Source organism: Desulfuromonas sp. CSMB_57 (genome assembly GCF_020194955.2).
GTDB lineage: Bacteria > Desulfobacterota > Desulfuromonadia > Desulfuromonadales > Syntrophotaleaceae > JAFCIY02.
This window is the reverse complement of record NZ_JAFCIY020000010.1, coordinates 16,237-38,659: the sequence shown is the minus strand read 5'-3', so window position 1 is coordinate 38,659 and position 22,423 is coordinate 16,237. Positions and strand designations below refer to the sequence as shown.

The window sequence follows — 22,423 nt, the reverse complement described above, 5'->3', positions numbered from 1 at the left end:
TGCCAGACCTTGGAAACACCATCGAGGGTGTTCAGGAAAACTCCGAACGCAACTGCTCCACACAACTCCGGGCCGCGAACAGCGCCCGACCCAGCAAGGCCTCCCGCAATCCGGTCAAAACCAGAAAGTAGTCGGCGGTGATGGGCAGCACCACGGTTCGGGTGCGCTCGGTACCGATCACCACCTCCTGCAAATCATCCCCGCTGGAGCGCTGCAGGGCGATGCGCAGGTTGTTGAGAATGATGCCTTTATAAGCGCCAAGGACCTGCAGATCGAAGGCTTCCATGCAACCGACCTGATCCACGGCTTCTCCTTCCCAATCGGCGATGATAGCGCCTTCGGCCCCGGGCACCGAGGCGAGAAGTTCTCCGAGCACGACCTTAAACGGCATAACGTCCCTCAACTGTCGTTCATGCGCACGGAAACCAGCTTGGAGACGCCCGGCTCCTCCATGGTCACGCCGTACAAGGTATCGGCCATCTCCATGGTGCGCTTGTTATGGGTAATGATGATGAACTGGGAACACTGCGACATTTCCCGCACCATCTCGTTAAAGCGATAGATGTTGGCTTCGTCCAGGGGCGCATCCACCTCGTCCAGCACACAGAAGGGCGACGGTTTGATCAAAAAGATGGCAAAAACCAAGGCGATGGCCGTCAACGCCTTTTCACCCCCGGACAGCAAACCGACGCTCTGCAACCGCTTGCCGGGCGGCTGCACGACAATTTCGATGCCCGTTTCCAGCAAATCATGCTCATCGGTCAGAACCAGTTCGGCCCTTCCCCCCAGAAACAACCGCGGGAAGATGGCCTGGAACTGCTGGTTGACCAGATCAAAGGTTTCCCGGAACCGTCGCCGGGTGGTATGGTTGATCTTGGCGATGGCTTCCTGCAATCCCTCCAGGGACTGCTGCAGGTCCTGTTCCTGGGTACAGAGAAACTGCCAGCGACCCTCCAGTTCCCGGAATTCGTCGATGGCGGTCAGATTGACCTCACCCATCTCCTCGATCTGCCGGACCAAATCCTGCAGCCGTCCTTCGGCTGTCGCAGCCTGAAACTCGTCCAACGGCAGGGCTTCCTGCTGCAGATCGAATCGGTAGCGTTCCAGCACGGTGCGATGCAGATGTTCATACTCCAGCTGCGACTGGCGCCGACAAAGGAGTAAATCGGCCACGGCGTCCCGCAACTTCTGAACCGCGCGCCGCTGCTCCTTGAGGGCTTCCTCAGCGGCCTCCAACCGGGACTGGAGCAAACCATGCTGCTCCTTGCGGCGGCTGAGCAGAAGCTGTTCCTCATCGCGCCGACTCGCCAGGAGCTCCATTTCGACCAACCTTCGTTGTCCGGCCCGTCCCAGCTCATCCCGTTGCCGTTGCAATTCAGCCTGTCGCTGTTCGTTCAGGTGCTGCCGGCGTTGCAAATCCTGCTGCAGTTCGACCAGACGCTGCAGGTTGCGGCGGCAGCTTTCTTCACGTTCCCGCAGTCCGGCCAACTCAACCTTGATGGCGGTGGCCCGCTCACGCCGCTCGGACTGCCGGCGCCGCGACAACAACAATGCTTCCTGCAACTGTTCCGCCTGCATTTCCGCTTCCGCCCTGGCCGATTCCTGGCCATGGAGACCTTCCACCACCTCGGCATGCTGCTTCTGCAGCATGCGATACTCCTCATCGGCCTGGTCATCTTCCAGCGTCAGGACCTCGAGGCGTTCGGCGAGTTGGGCCAGGGCACGACGGGCGGCAGACAGCAACTGCTCGGCTTCCGTCCGGCGCAAGGCCAGCCGCTGGATTTCGGCAGCCGCCTCGGCCTGGCTGTGCTCGGCCAACCCATGGGCCTCCTTGAGCGCCAGGCGTTCCTGATGCAGTTGGGCAGCCCGTTCTTCCAGCTGCTCCAGCAGCGCCGCCAACTCCTTGATCTCCCGCTTTTTGGACAGCAGGCCATGGCCGCCGCCGGCCGCGCCGCCACCGATGAGAATGCCGCGATGACAAAGGGTTTCGCCTTCCGCTGTTACCAGCATGGCACCAACGGGCAGGCTCTGATCAAAACAGGCAGCGAGATCCTCGACCAGACAAACTCCGGACAGCAAATCCCGGACCAGAGCCTCCGCACCCGGACGCGGCACAATCAGATCCACCAGGGGCCGCCCGACAACCGGCGGCAGCGGTGCCTGGCAATCGCGATTTCGCAGCAGCAGCAACCCTCGACTGCCAGAACGGCGCAGGGCCGCCAGCGCCGCGCGGGCCGCCTCCGCATCGGCAGCGATCAGAGCCTGCAGCCGTTCCCCCAAGGCCGCCTCGACGGCGACCTCGTAGCGGGCGGGCACTTCCAATATATCCGCGGTCATGCCTTGCAGGCGCCCGCGCAGGGATTCATCCGCCAACAGTTGTCGGACACCCGGACCGTAGCCCTCGAGGTTGCGCTCCAGTTGTTGCAGGGACTCCAGCCGCGTTCGACAGGCACCGAGTTCCTGGCGGGCCAGCAACAGAACCTGTTCGTTGTCTTCCAACCGGCGGCGACCGACGGCCAGGGCCTCCAGCGCCTCCTGCAAAAGGCCATTCGCGGCCGCCATCCCGATTTCCAAGCTATCCAGCGTCTGCCCATGGGCCTCGGCCTGCCGGGCCAATTCCGCCTGCTGTTCGCCCAGGCGCACGGCTTCCCGCCGCTGGTGGGCCAAACGCTCATCCACAGACCGCCGGCGGCGCTCGATGTCCTCCCGGCGCAGGCGCAAGCGGTTGACATCGCTCACCATCGTCATCAACCGGCGGCGATTTTCTTCCAGACAGGCCGCGTCGGCCTCTTCCCGACCGGACCATTCGGCCAGTTCGGCCTCCTCCCGCATCAACCGATTCGCTTGTTCCTCCCCTTCCTCGACCAGGGACGCGCTGCTGCTGCGCAAATCCTTCTCTTCAACCACCGCCGCCCGCAACCGCTCCTGGATTTCCTGCTGTTCCTCCGCCAGACGCTCCTGTTGGCCCGCCAGGCTCTGCAGTTCCCGTGCATCGTTGTCGCGCTGCAGTTCCAGGCGCTGCAGTTGGCTGCTGAATTGAAAGACCCGTTCCTGAACCAGCCCCAGCTCCTGTTCCTCCGCCGTCTGCTGCAGCCGCTGTTGTTCCAAACACAATTCCGCAGCCGCGAGCTGTCCTTCGAGCCCGGCCAACTGCATGCTCAGGGACTGCTCCCGGACGGTTTGCTCCCGACACTCATCCGCCAACTCGGCAAACCGCACCTGGGCGAAGCACAGCTCAATCTGCCGCTGTTCCTCCCGCAGCCCGCGAAAGGTTTCGGCCTTGCGGGCCTGCCGTTTGAGACCGGCCAATTGCCGCCGCACCTCGCCGATGATATCCTGCAGCCGCAACAAGTTGTGGCGGGTCGCTTCAATCTTGCGCAGGGCGGTCTTCTTGCGGGCTTTAAATTTGCTGACGCCGGCCGCTTCCTCGATGAGAAAACGGCGGTCTTCCGGCTTGGCATTGAGCAGCATGCCGATTTTGCCCTGCTCGATTATGGAATAGGCCCGGGCGCCGATGCCGGTGTCCATGAACAATTCGGTAATATCCAGCAGGCGGCAGGGCTTCTTGTTGAACAGGTATTCGCTTTCGCCGTTGCGGTACAACCGGCGGGTCACCATGAATTCGGCATAATCCCGTACCGCGGCCGGACCAAGACCCTGTTCGTTGGAAAAGATCAGCGATACTTCGGCCATGCCCAGGGGCCGGCGACGTTCGCTGCCGCCGAAAATGATGTCCTCCATGGCGCGTCCGCGCAGATTCTTCGGACTTTGCTCTCCCATGACCCAGCGCAGGGCATCCACGATATTGCTTTTTCCGCAACCATTGGGCCCGACAACCGCGGCGATGCCCGGGCCGAATTCCAGGGAGACCCGGTCGACGAAAGATTTGAAACCGACGATTTCAACCTGCTTGATTTGCATGGGACCGACACTGATGACAGGAATGGCCGCGGCCGGCTGCCGCTCCTACGAGAATTCCCGATGGATACTAACAATCTCCCCCAGGCATGTAAAGCACTTTGCCAGCAACGAAAAGTCCCAACCGCCAGGCAAAGGGCGGCTTGCCTTGCAGGCGGGTGAAAGGTATGATGGGCGACCATGCATGAATTGCGATTTTCTGAACAGGAACAGGGCCAGACCCTGCTGCAGGCTCTCCGGCAGCAGCTTCCCGCCGCTCCCATCGGCTATCTGCGGCAACTGCTGCGCCGTGGCCGCATCGCCGGTCCGGGTCCGAATCCGGGCGAGGACAGCCTGGTCCAGGCCGGCGCTGTTGTCTGGCTGCCGGACAGCGGCAGGATGCGCGATATCCTTGCCCAGTCCCTGACCATCCGCAGCATCCTGCTGGAGGACGAATCCTGCCTGGTGGTGTATAAGCCGGCCGGACTGGCGGTGCATAGCAGCCTCGGTCACGATCAGGACAATCTGACCGATCGCCTGCGGCGGCTCATGGAAGAGCGCGGCGTGGCTTACAGCGTTGCCCCCGTCCATCGCCTGGATATCGGTACCTCGGGTCCGGTTCTGTTCGGCAAGGGCCGTCACGCCACCCGCATTCTGGGCCGGATGATGATGGACGGCCGAATGGAAAAGCACTATTTGGCCCTGGTGGCGGGTCGTCCTCCGCAACACGGCCGACTTGAACAACCGGTGGTCGCCAAAGGCAAAGTCCGGGAAGCGGCGACCATCTTTGAGGTGGCCGCCTACGGCCAGGATGGCGCCCTGCTGCGCCTGCAACTGGTCACCGGGCGCAAGCACCAGATCCGCCAACAGCTGGCGGCCGCAGGCTGGCCCCTGGTCGGCGACGAGCGTTACGGCGGTCCTCCTCTGGATGGCCTGCAACGGCAGTTCCTGCATTGCTGCGAACTGGTCTGGCCAACCTTCGAATCCATATCCGGCGGCCGGGTCTGCTGCCCCTTGCCCGCCGAATTGAGCGCCCGGTTGCCGCAGTGGGGCATTGAACCGCCGCCGGGATCGACAAACCGCTCCCTGCCAGGCGGCTGAGCCGCCGCCTGCCCAGCCCATGGACGCATTCTTTAAAAAAGCTCTTCCAACCGACCGGTCAACCGGTTTTTTTCGAGGAACGGCATGGCCACCCGACGTCTGCTATTGATTGCCTGCGGCACCCTGCTGCTTGCCGCTGTCGCCGGTTCGGCCCTGGTGCTCGCCGGCCTGGATACGGCCCGCTACCGCGCGGCACTCGAATATCAGCTGAGCAGCGCCTGGCAAACCACGGTACGCATCGGGGACCTCCGCCTGGCTTGGCACCGGGGCCCGGTGCTCCAATGCAGCGAGCTGGAAATCGGTACCGCACCATCGATCCGCCCGCAATTGCAACTGCGCCAACTCTATCTGCAACCCAAGCTGCTGCCCCTGCTTTTCGGCCGACTGTCCTGTCGAAGACTGATTCTCGACCAGCCCCGTTTTCGCCAACCCTGGCCGCCGAAGAACGGTTCCGCACCCGATTTTGGAGAACTGTTGGACAAACTGGTTCGCAGCGTCCGGGTGAGACACCTGTCCATCAGCGACGGATTGGTGGAACTGGTCGACGAACATGGCGAATCCATGGATTTTTCCCTGTCCGGTGTGGAGTTGCAGGCCCGCAACCTGTTTGAATCTTCTCCCACCAAACTCCGCGTCAGGGCAACCCTGCAGCGCTCCGGACAACGCATCCCCCTGGCCCTGGACGGCCGCTTCCAACTGGCCGAGGACCCGCGGCACTGGCGCCGGACCGAAGGCCGCTTCACCTTGCACCTCGACGCCTTTGAACCGGGTCGTTTATGGTCGCCGGCAAAACACCTCCCCAACCTGACGGGCCGCGCGACCTGGCATATATCCGGCGAAGGGTCTCCGGCCACCGGCCTGCACCTGAACCTGCAGATAAAGGGCGAAGACCTGCGGATGGCCTGGCCGGATCGACCCCGGGATCCGGCCGCTTTGAGTATGTTGTCCCTCAGCACCCGCTGGATTTCCACTCCAAGCCTCGACCAGTGGCAGGATCTGTCCATATCCCTCGACAACCAGAAATGGAGCGGCCACCTGTCGCATCAGCACCAGCAACCGGAGCCCCGGGTGGCCGTCCATCTGCAAAGCGACTGGCTGGATTGGGCGCAACTGCGCAGGTGGCTGCCGGAGCCGAAAACCTGGCCGCTTTTGGCCCGGCTGCGCAACGACCTGCAGGCCGGAAAACTGCAGCTGCAGGCGAGCCTTGACGGCCCACTTGCCCGGCTGCAACCTGACACCCTGCATGAACATCTGGAAAGCTCGCTGGAGTTCCGCGACGGCAGCCTGCAGCTGACAGGTTCGACCCGCCTGGAACAACTGCGGGCTATCCTGCGCTGGCAGGAAGGCCGACTGGCCTTGACGGAGGGCAGCGCCAGGCTGCTGGACACCCCTCTACAGTTCCAAGGAAGCCTGGCCGCCCTCGACCAGGCCGTCCCCACCCTGGCCCTGGCGGCAAGCTGGCTGGCGCCGTCCGGCAAACTGGCGGCCCGCCTCACCGACCATGCCGAAATACGCCGCGCCGTTCAGGGAATTGTCCCCATCAACCTGTCTCTGCACGGCCCCCTGGATGCTCTGGCCGGCGAACTCGACGCGGATCTGGCGGCCTGCCGGATTCAATGGCGCAACGGGTTCGACAAATTTCCCGGCACCCCGGCCACGCTGCGCGCCGAGGTAGCCGTGCAAGGCGAACGGATAGCCCTGCGCAACGGCCTGCTGCAACTGCCGGACCTGGACCTGAAACTCCAGGGCTGGATCACCAAACGCCTGCCGGGTCCCCTGAGCCTGCAGGCCGACCTGACGGGCAGCAACCTGAAATCCCTGCCAATTCTGGTACCTGCCCTGGCCGATTTCCCGCTGGCCGGCAAAGCGCGGTTGACAGCGCAACTGAGTCGCACCGCAAGCCCCCCTCTCACCCTGCAGGGAAACCTTCGTCTGCAGCAGGTCCAGGTCGCCATTCCGGGACTGCGGGCCCCATTGCACCACCTCAACGGCGAACTGCGCCTGTCCGAAACGGGCCTGGAATTCCAACAACTGCAGGGGCAGCTCGGCCGCTCCAATATAACCCTTGGTGGTCTGCTGGATTTTCGCCCGGGCCGGGAGAGCCGACTGCAGGTTGCGGCTCCGGCCATGAATGCCGGGGATTTGCTGTTTCCCTCGACAACCGCGGTGCTGCGCGACCTCAAAGGCACGGTGCTGATCAAGGCGGACCGCCTGAGTTACCAAGACGTCCGACTGCGCCTGAAAAATTCCAGCCTGATCCGTGTGGACGGCCACACCCAACTCACCGCCAGGCCGGTCACGGACTTGACCGCTCGCGCGGAACGGGCCGTCATTGAGGAAGTCCTGGAACTGTGGGAGGGCGAGCCGGAAAGCGATGGCGAAGAGACCGACCAGGCCGGGCGGGTTACGGTCCGGGCCACGGTCGATGAGGCCCGCTTCGGTCCTTTAAATTTTCAGAAAGTGTCCGGCACGGTTCACCATACCGGCCAACAGCTGAGCATCCACCCCCTCGAGTTTCGTCTGGGACCGGGCCGGGGTCATGCCCAGATTCTGGTCGACGAGGCGCAACCGGCGGCCAGCCGCCTCAGTGTTTCAGGGCATCTGCAACAGGTCGACGCCGAAATTCTGCTGCGGGATCTGCTACAACGAAGGGGACTGGCGACGGGCGCCCTGACGGCGGATTTCTATCTCAGCGGGCCGGTCTCGGCATCCGTCATTGAACAGGGCAACGGCCAACTGCGCCTCCAGATCCGGTCGGGCGTCCTGCGCCAGTTTCCCTTTTTATCTAAGGTTTTCTCGCTGCTGAATGTCGCCCAGCTGTTTGCTCTGCAATGGCCGGACATGGCCCGCGACGGCATGCCGTTTCAGGAAATCGGAGGGAGCTTCGAATTGCGGCAGGGTCGACTGCGCACCGAAGACCTGCTTGTCAAGAGTCCGGCCATGAATCTTTCCCTGGTGGGGGCGGTGGATCTGCCCCGGGACGAGCTCGATCTGGTGCTCGGCGTGCAGCCCTTCGGCACCCTGGATAAAGTGGTGTCCCGCATCCCCGTGGCGGGATGGATCCTGGCAGGCAAGGAAAAAGCCCTGATCACCGCTCATTTCCGGGTCACCGGCAACAGCGCCGACCCGGATGTAGACGCCATCCCCATCACCTCGGTATCGGAAAAGGTGCTTGGCATATTCAGGCGGGTTCTGGGCCTGCCGGGCAAGATGGTCAGTGACGTGGGCCAGCTGTTCCAGACCGCGTCACCGCCCCCTCAGAAAGAGCCCCGAGGGGAGCCCTGACCGCTCCCATTCATCGCACAACTGTTTCGCCGGCCATGAAACAGGCCCACCATGCCACCCATGAAGGCTTGGTGCTCCAGTTTTTCAAAACCACCCGCCGCCAACTCGGCCAGAAAAAGTACCGGGTCCGGAAACGCCTGCATGGAAGCAGGAAGATAACGGTAGGCGTCCCGCGAGGATAGCAGGCCGCCGATGCGCGGCAGCAACCAGCCCCCGTAGCAGCGGAAGATCCTTGCCATAAGGGCGGAGCGGGGCTGACCGAGTTCCAGAACCACCAGTTGGCCTCCTGGCTTGAGTACCCGCCGAAACTCGGCCAACGCCGCGGCGCGCCGTTGCACATTACGAATCCCGAAGGCGATGGTCACCGCATCGAACATCCCCTCGCCGAAGGGCAGCGCCTCGCAATCGCCCTGCACCAGTTGAATCGCCGGCCAAGCTGGCCGACGCCGCAACTTGGTGTAGGCAAGATGCAGCATGGCCATCGATTGATCGAGGCCGACCACCGTCACGCCCGGCATGGCCCGGGCCACGGTCAGGGCTACATCGCCGGTGCCGGTGGCGGCATCCAGAACCCGGGAGGAAGTCGTCAACTCCAACTCGCCCACCGCTTTGGCGCGCCAGTAGCGATCCAGACCACCGGACAGCAGCAGATTGAGCAGGTCATAGCGGCGAGCGATGGCATCGAACAGGGGCCGGGTATCCTGGCCGGGAAGAAAGGGCTGCGGCATGGCAAAGCTTCCTGCATCAAAAACGAAAATTCTGAACCTGTTCAATCAGTGAATGGCAAGCGCAGAAGGATCTCGGTGCCTTGCCCGGTCTCGCTGAACACCTCGATGGCGCCGCCGTGGCGCTCGATGATGTGCTTGACGATGTTCATGCCCAGACCCAGCCCGCGCACGCCGTCGCAGGCCCCCGGTGCGCGGTAGAAGGTTTCAAACATGCGCTGTCGTTGTTCCGGCGTCATCCCGATGCCCTGATCCCGCACGGACAGCCGGTAAATTCCGCTTTCCGCCCGGCCGCTGATGCAAATCAGGCTGTCTTCCTCCGAATATTTGACGGCATTGCTGAGCAAATTCTCCAGTACCTGCTCCAGCTTGGCACGGTCCGCATGCAACTCATGCCGGCCTTGGGCGGCAAATTCCAGTTCGAACCGATGGCGGGGAAACTGCAACTGAAAATGCTCCACAACCTTGGTGCAGACCTCACGCAGATCCACCCTTCCCATCTCCAGAGGAATGGGCCGACCGGAATCGATGCGCGCGATATCCAGCAGATCGGAAACGATCCGTTCCAGAACTTCCGCCTTGTCGTAGATTTCAGCCAAAAACTCGTGTCGTTGTTCCTCACTGAAACCGCCGAAATCTTCCGGATGCAGACAGAATTCCAGATAGCCCATGATGGAGGTCAGCGGCGTGCGCAACTCGTGGGCGGCATTGGAAATGAATTCCTTCTTGACCCGATCCATCTCCCGCTCCCGGGTCACATCCTGAAAAATGAGGATGGCCCCGGTTGCCTCCCCCCGGGGATTGCGCATGGTCGAAATCCGCGCCTGATAATGACGCGGCGTGGCTGTTTCCCGCCCGGGCCACACCAGTTCGACCTTTTCCACACCGCTTTCAATACCGTTCACCAGCCCGCGCAACTTTTCCCGGATCTCCTGCGATACGCAGAGTCGGTCGAGGGGTTGCCCCACCCATTCGTCGGCAGCAACAGAAAAGATGGCCGCCGCCTTGGGATTCATCATGGTGATGCAACCCCGCTCATCGATGGCGATGAGGCCGTCCCCGATGGAACGCAGGATGCTGTCGATTTTGTCCCGAGCATCCTGAGAATCGGCCAAGGCCCGCTTCAGCCCGGCCTCGCCGAATTTGCGATCGGTGATATTCTGGGCCACGCCGCGGTAACCGGCGAACACGCCCTGCTCATCCTGGCGGGGCAACCCGTTGAGCAGCAGGCAACAGGGCTGCCCGGCCTTGTGCAGGGCCCAGTGCTCGGCATTTCGAAACGGCCTCTTGCCATCCGTCAGTTGCCGACACAGGGCCAGCAGGCGCCCGGCTTCCTCGGCGACGAAAAATTCATACAGGGGCTGCCCAAGCATTTCCTCCGGCTGGAATCCCAACACGCTGGTCACCTGTTCCGATATGTAGGTCAGGCGCCAGTCCGGCCCGGTTTCCCAGATAATGTCGGCGATGCTCAAAGCGATATCCCGAAACCGGGACTCGCTTTCGCTCAGCAGGCGTTCAGCTCGTTTGCGATCGGTGATATCGATGGCCAAACCCAGCAGGCCGTCAAACTCACCGGCCGGATCGAGCACCTTGGTCTTGACGATTTGATAGTCACGAAACCGGCCATCGGCACCGAGCAGTCGCTCCTCGGCGGCGATATGCCCCTCGGCGCCAAAGGCGTAGGTGTCGGAAAGCATACACTTCAATGCCGTTTCCGGCGCCATCACCTCGGAATAATGGTCCGCGGAGAGGAATTCCTCCTCGGAGATTCCGGTGGCGGCGCAAAAATTCCGGTTGGTGAAAACCATTCGGTGTTCCCGGTTGAGCATCCAAAGGCCGATGGGCGCGGTTCGGAATATGGCATCCAGAACCTGACCCCGACGAAATTGGGAAGCCTCCCCCGCCGTCACCGGGTCTTCGACACCAACCGGTCGGGATGCCACCGGGGGCCGCTGCATGGAATAATAGAAATTGCGGCACACCACCCCCGACTGGATCACAAAGGGATGGCAGCCGATGGCCTCGCAGACCAGTCTCGCAGCCCCCATGCTGGGGCAGAAACTGTTGAGAAACAATACCGGCTCACCCTCGCCGCAGCAGGCCAGCAGGCGAACGAAATCTTCGATTTGGCCGATGCGCATCCCTTGCCGGCTCAGCCAGGCCATGTCGCAAAGCACCCGCAGCCCGACGCCACCCTTCGACGCCACGCGGCCCGCCAAATCTCGACAATACTCCAGCAACCGTCCGGCCCGGGCCGCCTGCAAAGCCGGCCGGACCGTCGTGTCTCCGCCGGCTTCGGCAATAACCGGATAGCCGAGCCGCGCCAGCCGACGATCGAGCACCGTACGGCTGGATTCGACCAATAGCGGCAGGCAGTGTTCACGCCGATCCCCGGCCCAGGCGAGATAGGCGGTAAACACCTCCATCTGTTCGGATGGATCTCCGGGGACCAGACAGAGGTGATCGTGAAAGCCGATGTGTCGCAACTGCTCGATCAGCTGCATGTGCCTGGGTATATGCTTTGGTTCCATCCATGGCTCCGGATTGTCAATGGGCCTACGGCACCCGCTTCTGCTCATCAGTTTACCATAAGCGTCTGCCCACCCCGGCGCTTTTTAATTCGGCATGAGAAGCAGTGGATTGTCGGCCCGCAAACGTGTTAATAAGGGGCATGAACTTCACCATGAATCCCATCGGCATCATCCAGTCCTGTTTCAAGAGCAAATTCGGCATCCCCCGACAGCCCGGGTTGTCGCCGTCCGCCCGGGCCACCCTGGAATTGCTGCCGCCCTATAACCGACCCGAGGCGGTGCGAGGCCTGGAGGCCTTTTCCCATCTCTGGTTGCTGTTCGTCTTTCACGACCACCTGGGTCAGACCTGGCGGCCGACGGTGCGGCCTCCGCGTCTCGGCGGCAACCAACGCCTGGGGGTATTCGCCACCCGCTCCCCGTTTCGACCCAACCCCCTCGGATTGTCGGCCGTCGCCCTGGAAGGGATGGACTGTGGGGCCGGCGGGGTCGTTCTGCACCTGGGCGGCACCGATCTGCTGGACGGGACGCCGGTGCTTGACATCAAGCCCTACCTGCCCTATGCCGACGCCCGGCCCGACGCCCGTTCCGGATTTGCCCCGGAAGCGCCGGCCGAACAACTCCGGGTGCGCTTTCCGGAAACGGTGGAGCTTGCCTGTCGGCACTGGGAAAACCAGGGCTACCCCGAACTGCGGGAGCTGATTCGAGAAATCGTCCGACTTGACCCGCGCCCGGCCTACCTGCCGCGCAACCTGCAACGGGATCAGTTCGGCACCCGCCTGCTCGACTTCGAGGTCCGTTGGCAGGTTGCCGGTGCCGAAGCTACGATCACGGAGGTCCTTTTTTTACACCAAACGCCTCTGCCGCTCCCATAAAAAAAGTCCCGCAGCCTGCGCCGCGGGACTTTTTTTCCTGTTGCCAACTTCTTTAGAAGCGACCGAATTCGCTGTCATCGAGGGCGATGACGTCTTTCGGGGCGGGTTCACGTCCGGCCGCCGCCTTGGCGGCAGGCACGGTCCCGCCCCAACCCAAGGCGGGGGGAGCCGCAGTTTCCCGCCGCGCCGCCCGTGGTTTGGCCGCCGCGGCGGGCTGGGCGGCCCGACTGGTTCCGCCGACTCTGAACTGGGCGACCAGCCGCTGCAGACGCGCCGCCTGATCGGAGAGATCCTGGGCCGATGCGGCGCTCTCCTCGGCGCTGGCGGTATTGTTCTGGGTGACCTGGTCAATCTGGCCCAGGCCTTGGGTGACCTCATCCAGGCCGGACGCCTGCTCCTTGGAGGCGGCGGCGATTTCCGCCACCAGCCCCGAAACCTTGGCGGCTCCAGCGACGATGCCCTTGAGGGAGGCGGCGGTCTTTTCGGCAATTTCGCTGCCCTTGTGGGTCTTCGCCGACGAACCTTCAATCAGCAGGGCGGTTTCCTTGGCGGCTTCGGCGCTGCGGGCGGCGAGGTTGCGCACTTCCTCGGCTACCACCGCGAAACCCTTGCCGTGCTGTCCGGCCCGGGCCGCCTCGACGGCGGCATTGAGGGCCAGCAGATTGGTCTGGAAGGCGATTTCGTCGATGACCTTGATGATCTTGGTGATATCCTGACCCGACTGCTCGATGTCGGTCATGGCCTGCACCAGTTCCTGCATCAGCTTGTTGCCGTGCTCGGCGGCATTCTTCGCCCCCGACGACAGGCTGTTGGCCTGCTGGGCGTTTTCGGCATTCAGGCGGGTTTGCGAAGCCATCTCGGTCATGGAGGCGCTGATCTCCTCCAGGGAGGCAGCCGATTCGGTCGCGCCCTGGGACAGGGTCTGGCTGGCATCCGCCACCTGCATGGCGCCCCCGGCGATGAGATCCGCGCCGCTCTGCACCTGGGTCACCAGTTCCCGCAGTTTTGCGACCATGTTCTGCAACGCCTTGCCCAATTGATCCCGATCGGAAGCCAGCTTCACCTCAACATCCAGTTCGCCGTGGGAAATCTTTTCCGCCAGGGTCACCTTGTCCGCCAGGCTGACGGTCATGGCATCCAGGGAACGGGCCAATTGGCCGACTTCGTCCGCGCTATTGTGGGTCATGCGCTGGGAAAAGTCGCCGGCCTGGATGTTTTCCGCCAGTTTGGCCGCCGCACGAATGGGACGGGCGATGCCGCCGGCCGCAAACCAGAGAAACACGATGGCGCCGGCAGTAACCAGCAGCCCAACCCCGACCTGCATCATGGCGCCGACGCTGCCGCGCCGGCCCAGATCCTGATCCAGGGCCGTGGCATGGGCCAGCACCACCCCTTTGTCCACCCCGATCATGACCGCCCAGGGCTTGCCGGTGCGGCCCAGCTCAATGGGGGCGAAAGCTTCCACGCGGCCGGTCTGCTCGTTGACTTCCGCCACCGCCTCGCCCGCCTGAATGGCCGCCAGGGTCTTGTCCCAATTGGCATTGCCGGCGGCGCTGAAGGGTTGGCCGATAAGCTCGGGCCGCTCGCTGTGAGCGACGATCAGGCCCATGTTGCTGACGATGGCCACCTCGCCCTGGCCGTCAAACAGTTGGCCGTCCACGGCCTGGCTCAGTTCCTGAACGAAATCAAGGTTGTAATCGGCTCCGGCGACCCCGTAAAACCGCCCGTTGGCCACCACCGGCACGGACAGGGTGGCGAGCCACACCTGTTTGCCCTGGACGATGTAGGGGATGGGATCGAGGACACTCTCCTTGAGGGTATCGCGCGGGCCGATATACCAGCCTCCCTTGGCGACCCCGTTGGGGTGCTTGTCGTTGCTGTCGTATTCCACCAGCGCCTGCACGGCGATGTTGCCGGCGGCGTCACGGGTCCAGTAGGGAGTAAAGCGGCCAGTCTCGTTGTTGTTGCCGTCCCGACCGGTGCGAAAATCGGCATCCCGGCCATCCAGGGCGTTGGGCTCCCAGCAGGAGTAGGTGCCGTTGAATTCTGGGTTGTTCTTCAACACGTTGAGGAGAATGGCGTTGATTTGGTCGCGGCCCAGGTTGACGCTGCGGCCGTAGGCATCGCTCTGTTTGGCCAGGGCGAAGGTGTGGGCCATGGTGCGGGCCGCGTCCAGCGCCACATCGAACCGACTTTGAATCCGCCCCGCCTGCATGCCGGCCAGGTTTTTCAGGCTGTCCAGGGTGCCCTCGGAAACCATGCCGGATACCCGCTCGCCCACCAGGCTCTGGGTCCGCTTGCTGGCCACCAGCCCGTACCCCACCAGGATACAGGCTGCCGCCAGCAGGCAACAGCCGGCAATAAGGGAAATTTTCATCTGAATGGAACGAATTTTCATACACTTCCTCCTTGAAAAATTGAATCGGCTCAGGCCCCGCAAAGACTGGGTCTGGTCTCGACATGTGCACGCAAGGTCCCGGGTAGGGACCGTGTTGCTCATTAAAAGCAAGGTTCAAGCCAATGCAGATCAGGAAAAGAGAGAATCCCTTATGATGAATAAATATTCAATGATTGGAGCCAGTTGGACACCCATTCAGCCGCAGCCAAAAGGCGGCGCTGCATTCGGAAAACCGGCGGCAGCCTGGGCCTGGAAGGCTGCCGGCCGGTCTCTTGACAACTGTCATAAGGTTGGCAGAAGGAAGGTTAGGAAGGAATCCGATACTGGCGGCAGAAACGCAGCAGACCGGCGGTGGAACTGTCAAACTTTTGGTCCCTGGCATCGTCCCGCAAGGCCGGCCGGATGGAGTCGGCCAGTTGTTTGCCGAGTTCCACGCCCCATTGATCGAAGGAGTTGATACCCCAGACGGCCCCCTGCACGAATACCTTATGCTCGTACAGGGCAACCAGGGCTCCCAGGGCACGGGGGGTCAGTTTGGGATAGAGGAAGGTGTTGCTCGGCCGGTTGCCGGCAAACACGCGATGGGGCAGCAACCTGTCGATGGTCTCCGGCGGCAGCCCGGCGGCCTGCAGTTGCCGGCGGGCCTGCTCCGGGGTGCGGCCGGCCATGAGGGCCGCGCTCTGGGCCAGGCAGTTGGCCAGCAGCAGGGTATGATGCTCGCCCAGAGGATGGTGGCTTTGCGCCGCGGCAAAGAAGTCGGCCGGTACCAACCGGGTGCCCTGGTGCAGAAGCTGGTAGAAAGCGTGCTGGCCGTTGGTGCCCGGCTCGCCCCAGACCACGGGGGCGGTCGCGTAATCGACGGCCCGGCCGTCGAGGGTCACGCTTTTGCCGTTGCTCTCCATTTCGCCCTGCTGCAGAAACGCCGGCAGGCGGTGCAGATACTGATCGTAAGGCAGAATGGCATGGCTCTCGGCGCCGAAAAAGTCGATGTACCAGATGCCGAGCAGCCCCATGATGACCGGGATGTTGGCCTCCAGGGGAGCGCTGCGGAAATGCTCATCGACGGCATGGGCGCCGGCCAGCAGTTCCTCGAAGCGTTCCATGCCCACGGCCAGGGCGATGGACAGGCCGATGGCCGACCACAGGGAGAAACGGCCGCCGACCCAGTCCCAGAACTCGAACATGTTGGCCGGATCGATGCCGAACTCCCGCACCCGCTGTGCGTGGCTGGACATGGCGACGAAGTGCCGCGCCACATGGGCCGGGTCGCCGGCCGCCCGCAGCAGCCAGTCGCGGGCGGAGCGGGCGTTGGCCAGGGTTTCCTGGGTGGAAAAGGTCTTCGAGGCGACCAGGAACAGGGTGGTGGCCGGGTCGAGGTCCCGCAGGGTTTCCAGCAACTGGCTGGCATCGACGTTGGAAACAAAGTGCACCCGCAGGCCGGGCCGGCCATAGGGCCGCAGGGCCGCGCAGACCATCTGCGGACCGAGATCCGAGCCGCCGATGCCGATATTCACCACGTCGCGCACCGGTTCGCCGCTGAATCCGCGCCAGGCGCCGGAGTGCACCGCGGCCACGAACTCCCGCATGCGCGCCAGCACGCCGTTGACCTGGGGCATGACATCGCGACCCTCCACGGTCATGGGCCGGCCGCTGCGGTTGCGCAAGGCCATGTGCAGGGCCGGGCGCTCCTCCGTGACGTTGACCCGTTCCCCGGCAAACAGCCGGTCGATCTTGTCCTCCAGGCCCTCCTGGCGCGCCAACCGACACAGCAAATCGAGGGTTTCGGCGGAGATGCGGTTCTTGGAATAGTCGAACAGGAGTTCCCCGAAGTGCAGGGAAAACCCTTCGAATCGTTCCGGATCGGCGGCAAACAGGTCGCGCATGTGGACTTCGCGCATTGCCGCGTAATGTTCCTTCAGGGCCTGCCAGGCACGGCTTCCGGTCAACACGGCCACCTCCTTTGCAAAACCGCTGTCAGGCGGACTCAGACTCCACCTCCAGGCAGCGTTTGGAAAAATATTCGATGCCGATGGCACCGATGGGCGCAGTAATGAGAATGGACAGCACGGCAATGGCCAGGATGACGTCCCCCGACGGCACCCCCATGCTCAGGGGAATGGCGCCGATGGCGGCCTGGACCGTGGCCTTGGGCAGATAGGAGACGATACAGAAAAACCGCTCCCGCGAGGTCAGGGGTGTGCCGAAGGTGGAGAGCACCACGCCGACGCTGCGCGCCGCCAGACCGATGGCGATGAGCAGCAGGCCGGTAAGGCCGGCATCGAGGGCGACATGGATATTGACCTGGGCGCCGACCAGCATGAACAGCAGGATTTCCGCGAACAGCCAGATGCGGTTGAATTTGCCCGCCAGCTTGGCCGCCACTTCGGGCATTTTTTCCAGCAGGATGAAGCCGATGGTCATAACGCCGAGGAGGCTGGCGATCTCCACCCGGGCCTTGAGAGTCTTTTCGACGGCGGTCAGAAAGATGGCCACCCCCAGTATCATCATCACCTTCTTGGTGGATCGGATGTAGTAGGTGGTAAACAGGCGCACCAGCACGATACTGACCACCAGACCCAGACCGATGCCCAGCACGATAGAGAGGGGGATACCGAGCAACTGCAGGCCGATATTGACATGATGGCCGCCGTAAAGGCCGAGAAAAGCCGAGAACAGGGTGATGGCGAACACATCGTCGATGGAGGCGCCGGCCAGAATCAGGGTCGGCACGTTGTTTTTGGCACCGACCCGACGGTCGATGAAGTTGAGCATGGGCGGCACCACCACGGCCGGCGAGACCGCCGCCACGATGAAACCGAGGATGCCGCCTTCGATGAAGCTGAAGCCCAACAGGTAGATGGATACGAAAGCGATGGCGAAACCCTCACACAGACCGGGAATACAACTCAGCTTGAGGGCGGTCACCCCGACCCGGTTGAGGGCTTCGCGCTTGATGCCCAACCCGGCCCGCAGCAGGATGATGATCAGAGCCAGCAGGCGCAGATCCCCGGACATGCGCAGCATATCGGGATCCAGCCAGTTCAGCACATAAGGACCGAGCAGCACCCCCAGCAGCAACATGCCGAGCAACCCCGGCAACCGCATCTTCACGAACAGGGCGTTGGCCGCCATTCCCAGGATCAGCATCAAGGCCAGACTGGTCGTCATTTGCTTCCCTCCGCTTCCAAATGCAACATATCATCCGACCTCCGGCCGCTGCTCAGGCTTCGCCTTCGGCGCCTTCCTCCTCCACCAGGCGCCAGGCCTCGGCCACCAGGGCATCGGCCAGTTCCTTTTCCGGCACCTTGCGCACCACCTGACCGCGGCGAAACAGCAGGCCCATGCCCTGGCCGCCGGCGATGCCGACGTCCGCTTCCCGCGCCTCGCCCGGTCCATTGACCACGCAGCCCATGACCGCCACGGTGATGGCCCGCGGCAGGTTTTGCAAACGCGCTTCGACCTCTTCGGCCACGGCAATGAGATCGATCTGGCAGCGGCCGCAGGTCGGGCAGCTGACGAATATCGGCCCGCGCTGCCGCAGTCCGAGGGACTTGAGAATCTCCCAGCCGACCCGCACCTCGGCCACGGGATCGCCGGTCAGGGAAACCCGCAGGGTATCGCCGATGCCCTCGTAGAGCAGTACCCCGAGGCCGACGGCGCTTTTGATGGTGCCGCTCCAGGTGGTGCCGGCCTCGGTGATGCCGATATGCAGGGGATAATCGACCCGCGCCGCCAGCAGACGGTAGGCCTCCACGGTCCGGCGGACATCGGAGGCCTTGAGGCTGATTTTGATTTCGCCGTAGTTCAACTCCTCGAGCACCCGGACGTGGCGCAGGGCGCTTTCCACCATGGCCTCGGCGGTCGGGTGGCCGTAACGGGCCAGCAAGTCCTTTTCCAGGGAACCGGCGTTGACCCCGATGCGGATGGGAACCCGGCGCTCGGCGCAGGCCCGCACCACCTCTTCGACCTTCCAGCGCTCGCCGATGTTGCCGGGGTTGAGGCGCAGGCCGTCGACACCGCTTTGCAGGGCGGTCAGGGCCAGGCGATAATCGAAATGGATATCCGCCACCAGCGGCAGGGGACATTGCCGCCGCAGGTCGGCCAGGGCCAAAGCCGCCGCTTCGTCGGGTACGGCACAGCGGACGATCTCGCATCCGGCGGCCGCCAGGCGCCGGATCTGCTCGGCGGTCGCGGCGACATCCCGGGTGTCGGTGCTGCACATGGATTGGACGGCCACCGGGGCGCCGCCGCCAAGGGCGACACCGCCGAGAGTGATGCGGCGGGTGGTACGACTCATATTGTTAAACTCCTGAAATTTTAGCCTCGAATGGGCGCCTAGAGTTTACGCGTCGTTGGGCGGCAAGTCAAGGCAGGGCCGCCGGAACTTGACAGTCGCGAGGCGGAAGGCTTATGGTGCGGCACACTGAATACACTTCCATCCCAATTAATAGGATTTCCCATGCGCAGACCCTCTGGCAAGCCGCCCCGCACCCGGCGTCGTCCGCAACCCGACAGCATCGAAATCGAGGTGGATCGCCTGGATGAAGAAGGCTTGGCCGTCGGCCGCCATGGCGGCAAGGAAGTGCTGGTTACCGGTGCCCTGCCCGGTGAGCGGATCAAGGTCGCCATCGAACACCAGGGACAGCGACGCATGGTCGGCCTGTTGCAGCAGGTGCTGCGCCCGGCGGCGGACCGCATCAAGCCGGCCTGCCCCTGTGCGGCCGCCTGCCAGAGTTGCTCCCTGATCCACATGGATTACGACGCCCAATTGCGTTTCAAGGAGGACAAGGTGCGCAACGCCCTGTCCGGTCGGCCGGCCCTGGCCGACGCCCGGCAGTTGCCCATCTGGAGGGCGCCGCAACCTTTGGGCTACCGCACCAACGCCAAGCTGGTGCTGGCCAAACAGCACGGCAAATTGCGCATCGGCCTCTACCGGCGCGGCAGCCACGAGGTGGTGGACATCGGCGACTGCCCCCTGCACCACCCCCTCATCAACCGCATCGTTCAGGTTCTGCGGGAAGAGATCGCCCGCCAGGACATCTATCTCTACAACCCGATGAGCGGCCGCGGCCTGTTGCGCTACCTGTTGATCCGAGTCAGCCCGGGCCTCAACCGGGCCATGGTGACCCTGGTCACCGGCGAACGGGATTTTCGTCGCATCCCGCAACTGGCCAAATGGCTGCAGCGCAAGGTGCCCGAGGTGGTGGCGGTGCACCAGAACATCAACAGTTCCGCCGGCAATGTCATTTTCGGTCGGGAAACCATCCGGGTGCTGGGCGCCGAGGATCTGTTCGATCAGGTCGGGGATGTGCGCCTGCGCATTTCGCCCGGCGCCTTCTTCCAGGTCAACCATGATCAGGCGGCCCGGATCTACGAACTGGTGCGCCAGTGGGCCGCGCCCGGCCCGCAGGACTGGGCCCTCGACCTGTACTGCGGCATCGGCGGCATCGCCCTGCACCTGGCCCGCCACGCCGGGAAGGTGATCGGCATCGAAGTGGTGGAGGAAGCGGTCCGCAACGCCCGCCAGAACGCCGCCCTCAACGGGCTCGGGAACTGCGTGTTTCGCGCCGGGGACGCGGCCGAACTGATTCACGATCTGCACACGGAAGTCCCGCCCGGCTCGGTGGCGGTACTGAATCCGCCGCGCAGCGGCTGCGATCCCCAGGTCCTTGAGGAACTGGCCGGTCTGGCCTGCCGCAGCCTGGTTTACGTCTCCTGCAATCCGGACACCCTGGCGCGGGATCTGGGCCTGCTCGCCGGCTTCGGCTACCGCACCCTGGAATTGCAGCCGGTGGACATGTTTCCGCAGACCGGCCATGTCGAAACCGTGGCCCGACTGGTGCGAAAGTAATATCCCCGGATCAATTTCAGGCGCCCGTCAGGCCGGCCGCAGCAACAGACCGGAGACGAAGCGCGGATCCAGGTGTTCCGGAGCCAGGGAGCACAAATCCTGCTGCCAGCGCGCCAAACACCAGGCAGCAAAGGGGCCGGCTGCGCTCTCCAGGGTCGCAATCTCAGCCAGAACCGCCTCCTTCACGGCAACCGACAGTCGACCTTGGTCGCAGACCTGCCGGTGCAGAGCCGCCAAGGCGGCCGGGGACAGGGGCCGGGGCGCAAACTCCCCTCCCAGCAAACGATTCGCCAGGGCGGTAAGGAAGAAGTGGGACAGGCCCATCTCGGCAGCCGCTGCCGGCAGGCAGCCGGCAAGGTCCAAATCCTCCGGGACCGGCAGAGCGAATTGCCAATGTTCCTCGAAGAGCCGCCGAACCGCCTCGAGGACCGTCAACGCCTGGTCACAGCGCGCCAGTTCCGTGCCGTCGGCAATGGGACGTTCCGCCACCCCGTCGCCTTCCTCCAGGGCCGGAGAATAGTTGGGCAGGGCCCGTTCGAGGGCGGCCACCAGAGCGGCCCAAGGTTCCTCCAGGTAGGGGCCGACGGCGCTGCGTCGCAAGGCCCGTGCCCGACGCTGCAACAGCAGGGTGCGACTCAAGCCGTAACGAAACAGGGGCTGCAGGTAGGTGGCGGCGAACAGTTCGGCGGCGCGTTCCACATCCTCTCCGCAAAGACCTTCCAAGGCCAGATTGAGCAAGCCGTAGACCCTCTTGAGCACGGCGCGGAGTTGATCCCGCTGGCCGATATCGGCCTGTTCGGCCGCCAGCACCCGATTGACCAGGCAGGTGAGATCCCAGGCCGTACTGTCGTCGATGCCCTGCGCCAAGACCCGCGCCAGCACGCCTTGCGGGCGGACGGCGGTCAGTGCCAGACAGGGCGACACCTCCTGCACCGCCGGGCCGCCGGCACGACGAAAACGTGCCGGATCGAAATCCGCCGGATTCAGAAAGGCATAGACTCCGCGCGCTTCCGCCGGATCGGCAAAGCCAAGGTCCTGCAGGCGGGCACGGCGCTGCTGGAAAACCGTTTCCTCCAAGGTCACATCCTGTTCGGAGCGTACCGCCTCGAGCAGATGAACATAAAAACTCTCGTCCAGCCGACAGAGGCATTCCAGCAGTGCCCCGACCAAACGGGCAAAATCCTGTTGTTTGAACGCCAGCTCATAATAGCCGGTGCGCGGCCGGGGCTGCTCGTCATCCAGATAGGCTTCGAGCCCCCGCAGCACATGCACATGTTTTTTGCAGACCAGCACCAGCAATTCGAAATCGAGGCTGCGGGCGACCTGCAGTACCCGCTCTTCGCCTTCGGTCATGGCCAACCCCAGCCACAGCAGCGCTTCCCGGCCATCGAATTGATCCTGGTTCCAGCAGTCGAGATCGACAAAAGCGGTCAGTTGCTCGCCGGTAGTCAGTGCCAGCACCTCCGTGACCTCCTCACGGCCCAGTTCCTTGATCATCAGGAAAAGATCCTGCGCCGGCAGGGCTGCCACCAGATCGCTGGTATCGGCGGCCTTGAGCAGCAGGCGGTACTTGAGTCCGGCCTCCGCCCAACGCACGGCTTCGAGGCGGTCTTCGAAACTCAGGGCGTTGAATTCGGCTCCGGACATGCTTCCGGCGCGACTGGCAGCCATCAACGAGCCGGACCGTGACGGCCCGGAACGATTGCTTTTATCCATATCCAGGTGACTCCTGCGTAGTGGTATTGAGAAATGCCCGCTCAATG

The 22,423-nt window shown here is 63.5% G+C and carries 13 protein-coding genes; 4 read left to right on the top strand and 9 right to left on the bottom strand.

From position 1 onward, the window contains the following. Positions 1-31 precede the first annotated feature (31 nt). Both JQN68_RS03870 and smc read right to left on the bottom strand, forming a co-directional pair. Positions 32-391 carry a roadblock/LC7 domain-containing protein gene (locus JQN68_RS03870; RefSeq protein WP_225072970.1) on the bottom strand — a complete coding sequence of 120 codons (360 nt, stop codon included), beginning with the start codon at positions 389-391 and terminating at the stop codon, positions 32-34. 8 nt (positions 392-399) lie between these two features. Beyond that, complete coding sequence (smc, locus tag JQN68_RS03865; RefSeq protein ID WP_225072969.1) at positions 400-3,921, bottom strand: chromosome segregation protein SMC; 3,522 nt, start codon at positions 3,919-3,921, stop codon at positions 400-402. Between the two features lie 177 nt (positions 3,922-4,098). Between smc and JQN68_RS03860 the strand changes: the two genes are divergently transcribed. Continuing rightward, the gene (locus JQN68_RS03860; protein WP_225072968.1) at positions 4,099-4,998 is read left to right on the top strand and encodes an RluA family pseudouridine synthase; all 900 of its coding nucleotides are present in this window, start codon (positions 4,099-4,101) and stop codon (positions 4,996-4,998) included. A gap of 84 nt (positions 4,999-5,082) precedes the next feature. Beyond that, the gene (locus JQN68_RS03855; protein ID WP_225072967.1) at positions 5,083-8,283 is read left to right on the top strand and encodes a DUF3971 domain-containing protein; all 3,201 of its coding nucleotides are present in this window, start codon (positions 5,083-5,085) and stop codon (positions 8,281-8,283) included. Here the strand turns inward: JQN68_RS03855 and JQN68_RS03850 are convergent. Both JQN68_RS03850 and JQN68_RS03845 read right to left on the bottom strand, forming a co-directional pair. Beyond that, complete coding sequence (locus JQN68_RS03850) at positions 8,256-9,011, bottom strand: ubiquinone/menaquinone biosynthesis methyltransferase (protein ID WP_225072966.1); 756 nt, start codon at positions 9,009-9,011, stop codon at positions 8,256-8,258. The two genes, JQN68_RS03855 and JQN68_RS03850, sit on opposite strands and share 28 nt — an antisense overlap. Positions 9,012-9,052: 41 nt before the next feature. Beyond that, on the bottom strand, positions 9,053-11,539 hold the full coding sequence (locus JQN68_RS03845) for a PAS domain S-box protein (protein ID WP_225072965.1): 2,487 nt from the start codon (positions 11,537-11,539) through the stop codon (positions 9,053-9,055). A 140-nt stretch (positions 11,540-11,679) separates the two neighbouring features. Here JQN68_RS03845 and tsaA point away from each other — a divergent pair, with 140 nt between their 5' ends. Then, complete coding sequence (tsaA, locus tag JQN68_RS03840) at positions 11,680-12,411, top strand: tRNA (N6-threonylcarbamoyladenosine(37)-N6)-methyltransferase TrmO (RefSeq protein ID WP_225072964.1); 732 nt, start codon at positions 11,680-11,682, stop codon at positions 12,409-12,411. A 52-nt stretch (positions 12,412-12,463) separates the two neighbouring features. On the opposite strand, the gene JQN68_RS03835 is transcribed toward tsaA, so the two are convergent. The 4 genes from JQN68_RS03835 to ispG all read right to left on the bottom strand — a co-directional run bounded on the left by JQN68_RS03835 (position 12,464) and on the right by ispG (position 19,106). Continuing rightward, the gene (locus JQN68_RS03835) at positions 12,464-14,809 is read right to left on the bottom strand and encodes a methyl-accepting chemotaxis protein (RefSeq protein ID WP_225072963.1); all 2,346 of its coding nucleotides are present in this window, start codon (positions 14,807-14,809) and stop codon (positions 12,464-12,466) included. A 305-nt stretch (positions 14,810-15,114) separates the two neighbouring features. After that, positions 15,115-16,758, bottom strand: a complete 1,644-nt coding sequence (gene pgi, locus JQN68_RS03830) for a glucose-6-phosphate isomerase (protein WP_225072962.1) — start codon at positions 16,756-16,758, stop codon at positions 15,115-15,117. A gap of 25 nt (positions 16,759-16,783) precedes the next feature. Continuing rightward, positions 16,784-17,977, bottom strand: coding sequence for a cation:proton antiporter domain-containing protein (locus JQN68_RS03825; protein WP_225072961.1), 1,194 nt, complete (start codon positions 17,975-17,977; stop codon positions 16,784-16,786). 52 nt (positions 17,978-18,029) lie between these two features. Further along, positions 18,030-19,106 (bottom strand): flavodoxin-dependent (E)-4-hydroxy-3-methylbut-2-enyl-diphosphate synthase, encoded by a 1,077-nt coding sequence (gene ispG / locus JQN68_RS03820; RefSeq protein ID WP_225072960.1) that lies wholly within the window; start codon positions 19,104-19,106, stop codon positions 18,030-18,032. 162 nt (positions 19,107-19,268) lie between these two features. Here ispG and rlmD point away from each other — a divergent pair, with 162 nt between their 5' ends. Next, complete coding sequence (gene rlmD / locus JQN68_RS03815) at positions 19,269-20,660, top strand: 23S rRNA (uracil(1939)-C(5))-methyltransferase RlmD (RefSeq protein WP_225072959.1); 1,392 nt, start codon at positions 19,269-19,271, stop codon at positions 20,658-20,660. A gap of 27 nt (positions 20,661-20,687) precedes the next feature. Here the strand turns inward: rlmD and JQN68_RS03810 are convergent, their stop codons facing one another. Further along, positions 20,688-22,376 carry a DUF6178 family protein gene (locus JQN68_RS03810; RefSeq protein ID WP_225072958.1) on the bottom strand — a complete coding sequence of 563 codons (1,689 nt, stop codon included), beginning with the start codon at positions 22,374-22,376 and terminating at the stop codon, positions 20,688-20,690. Positions 22,377-22,423 lie beyond the last annotated feature (47 nt).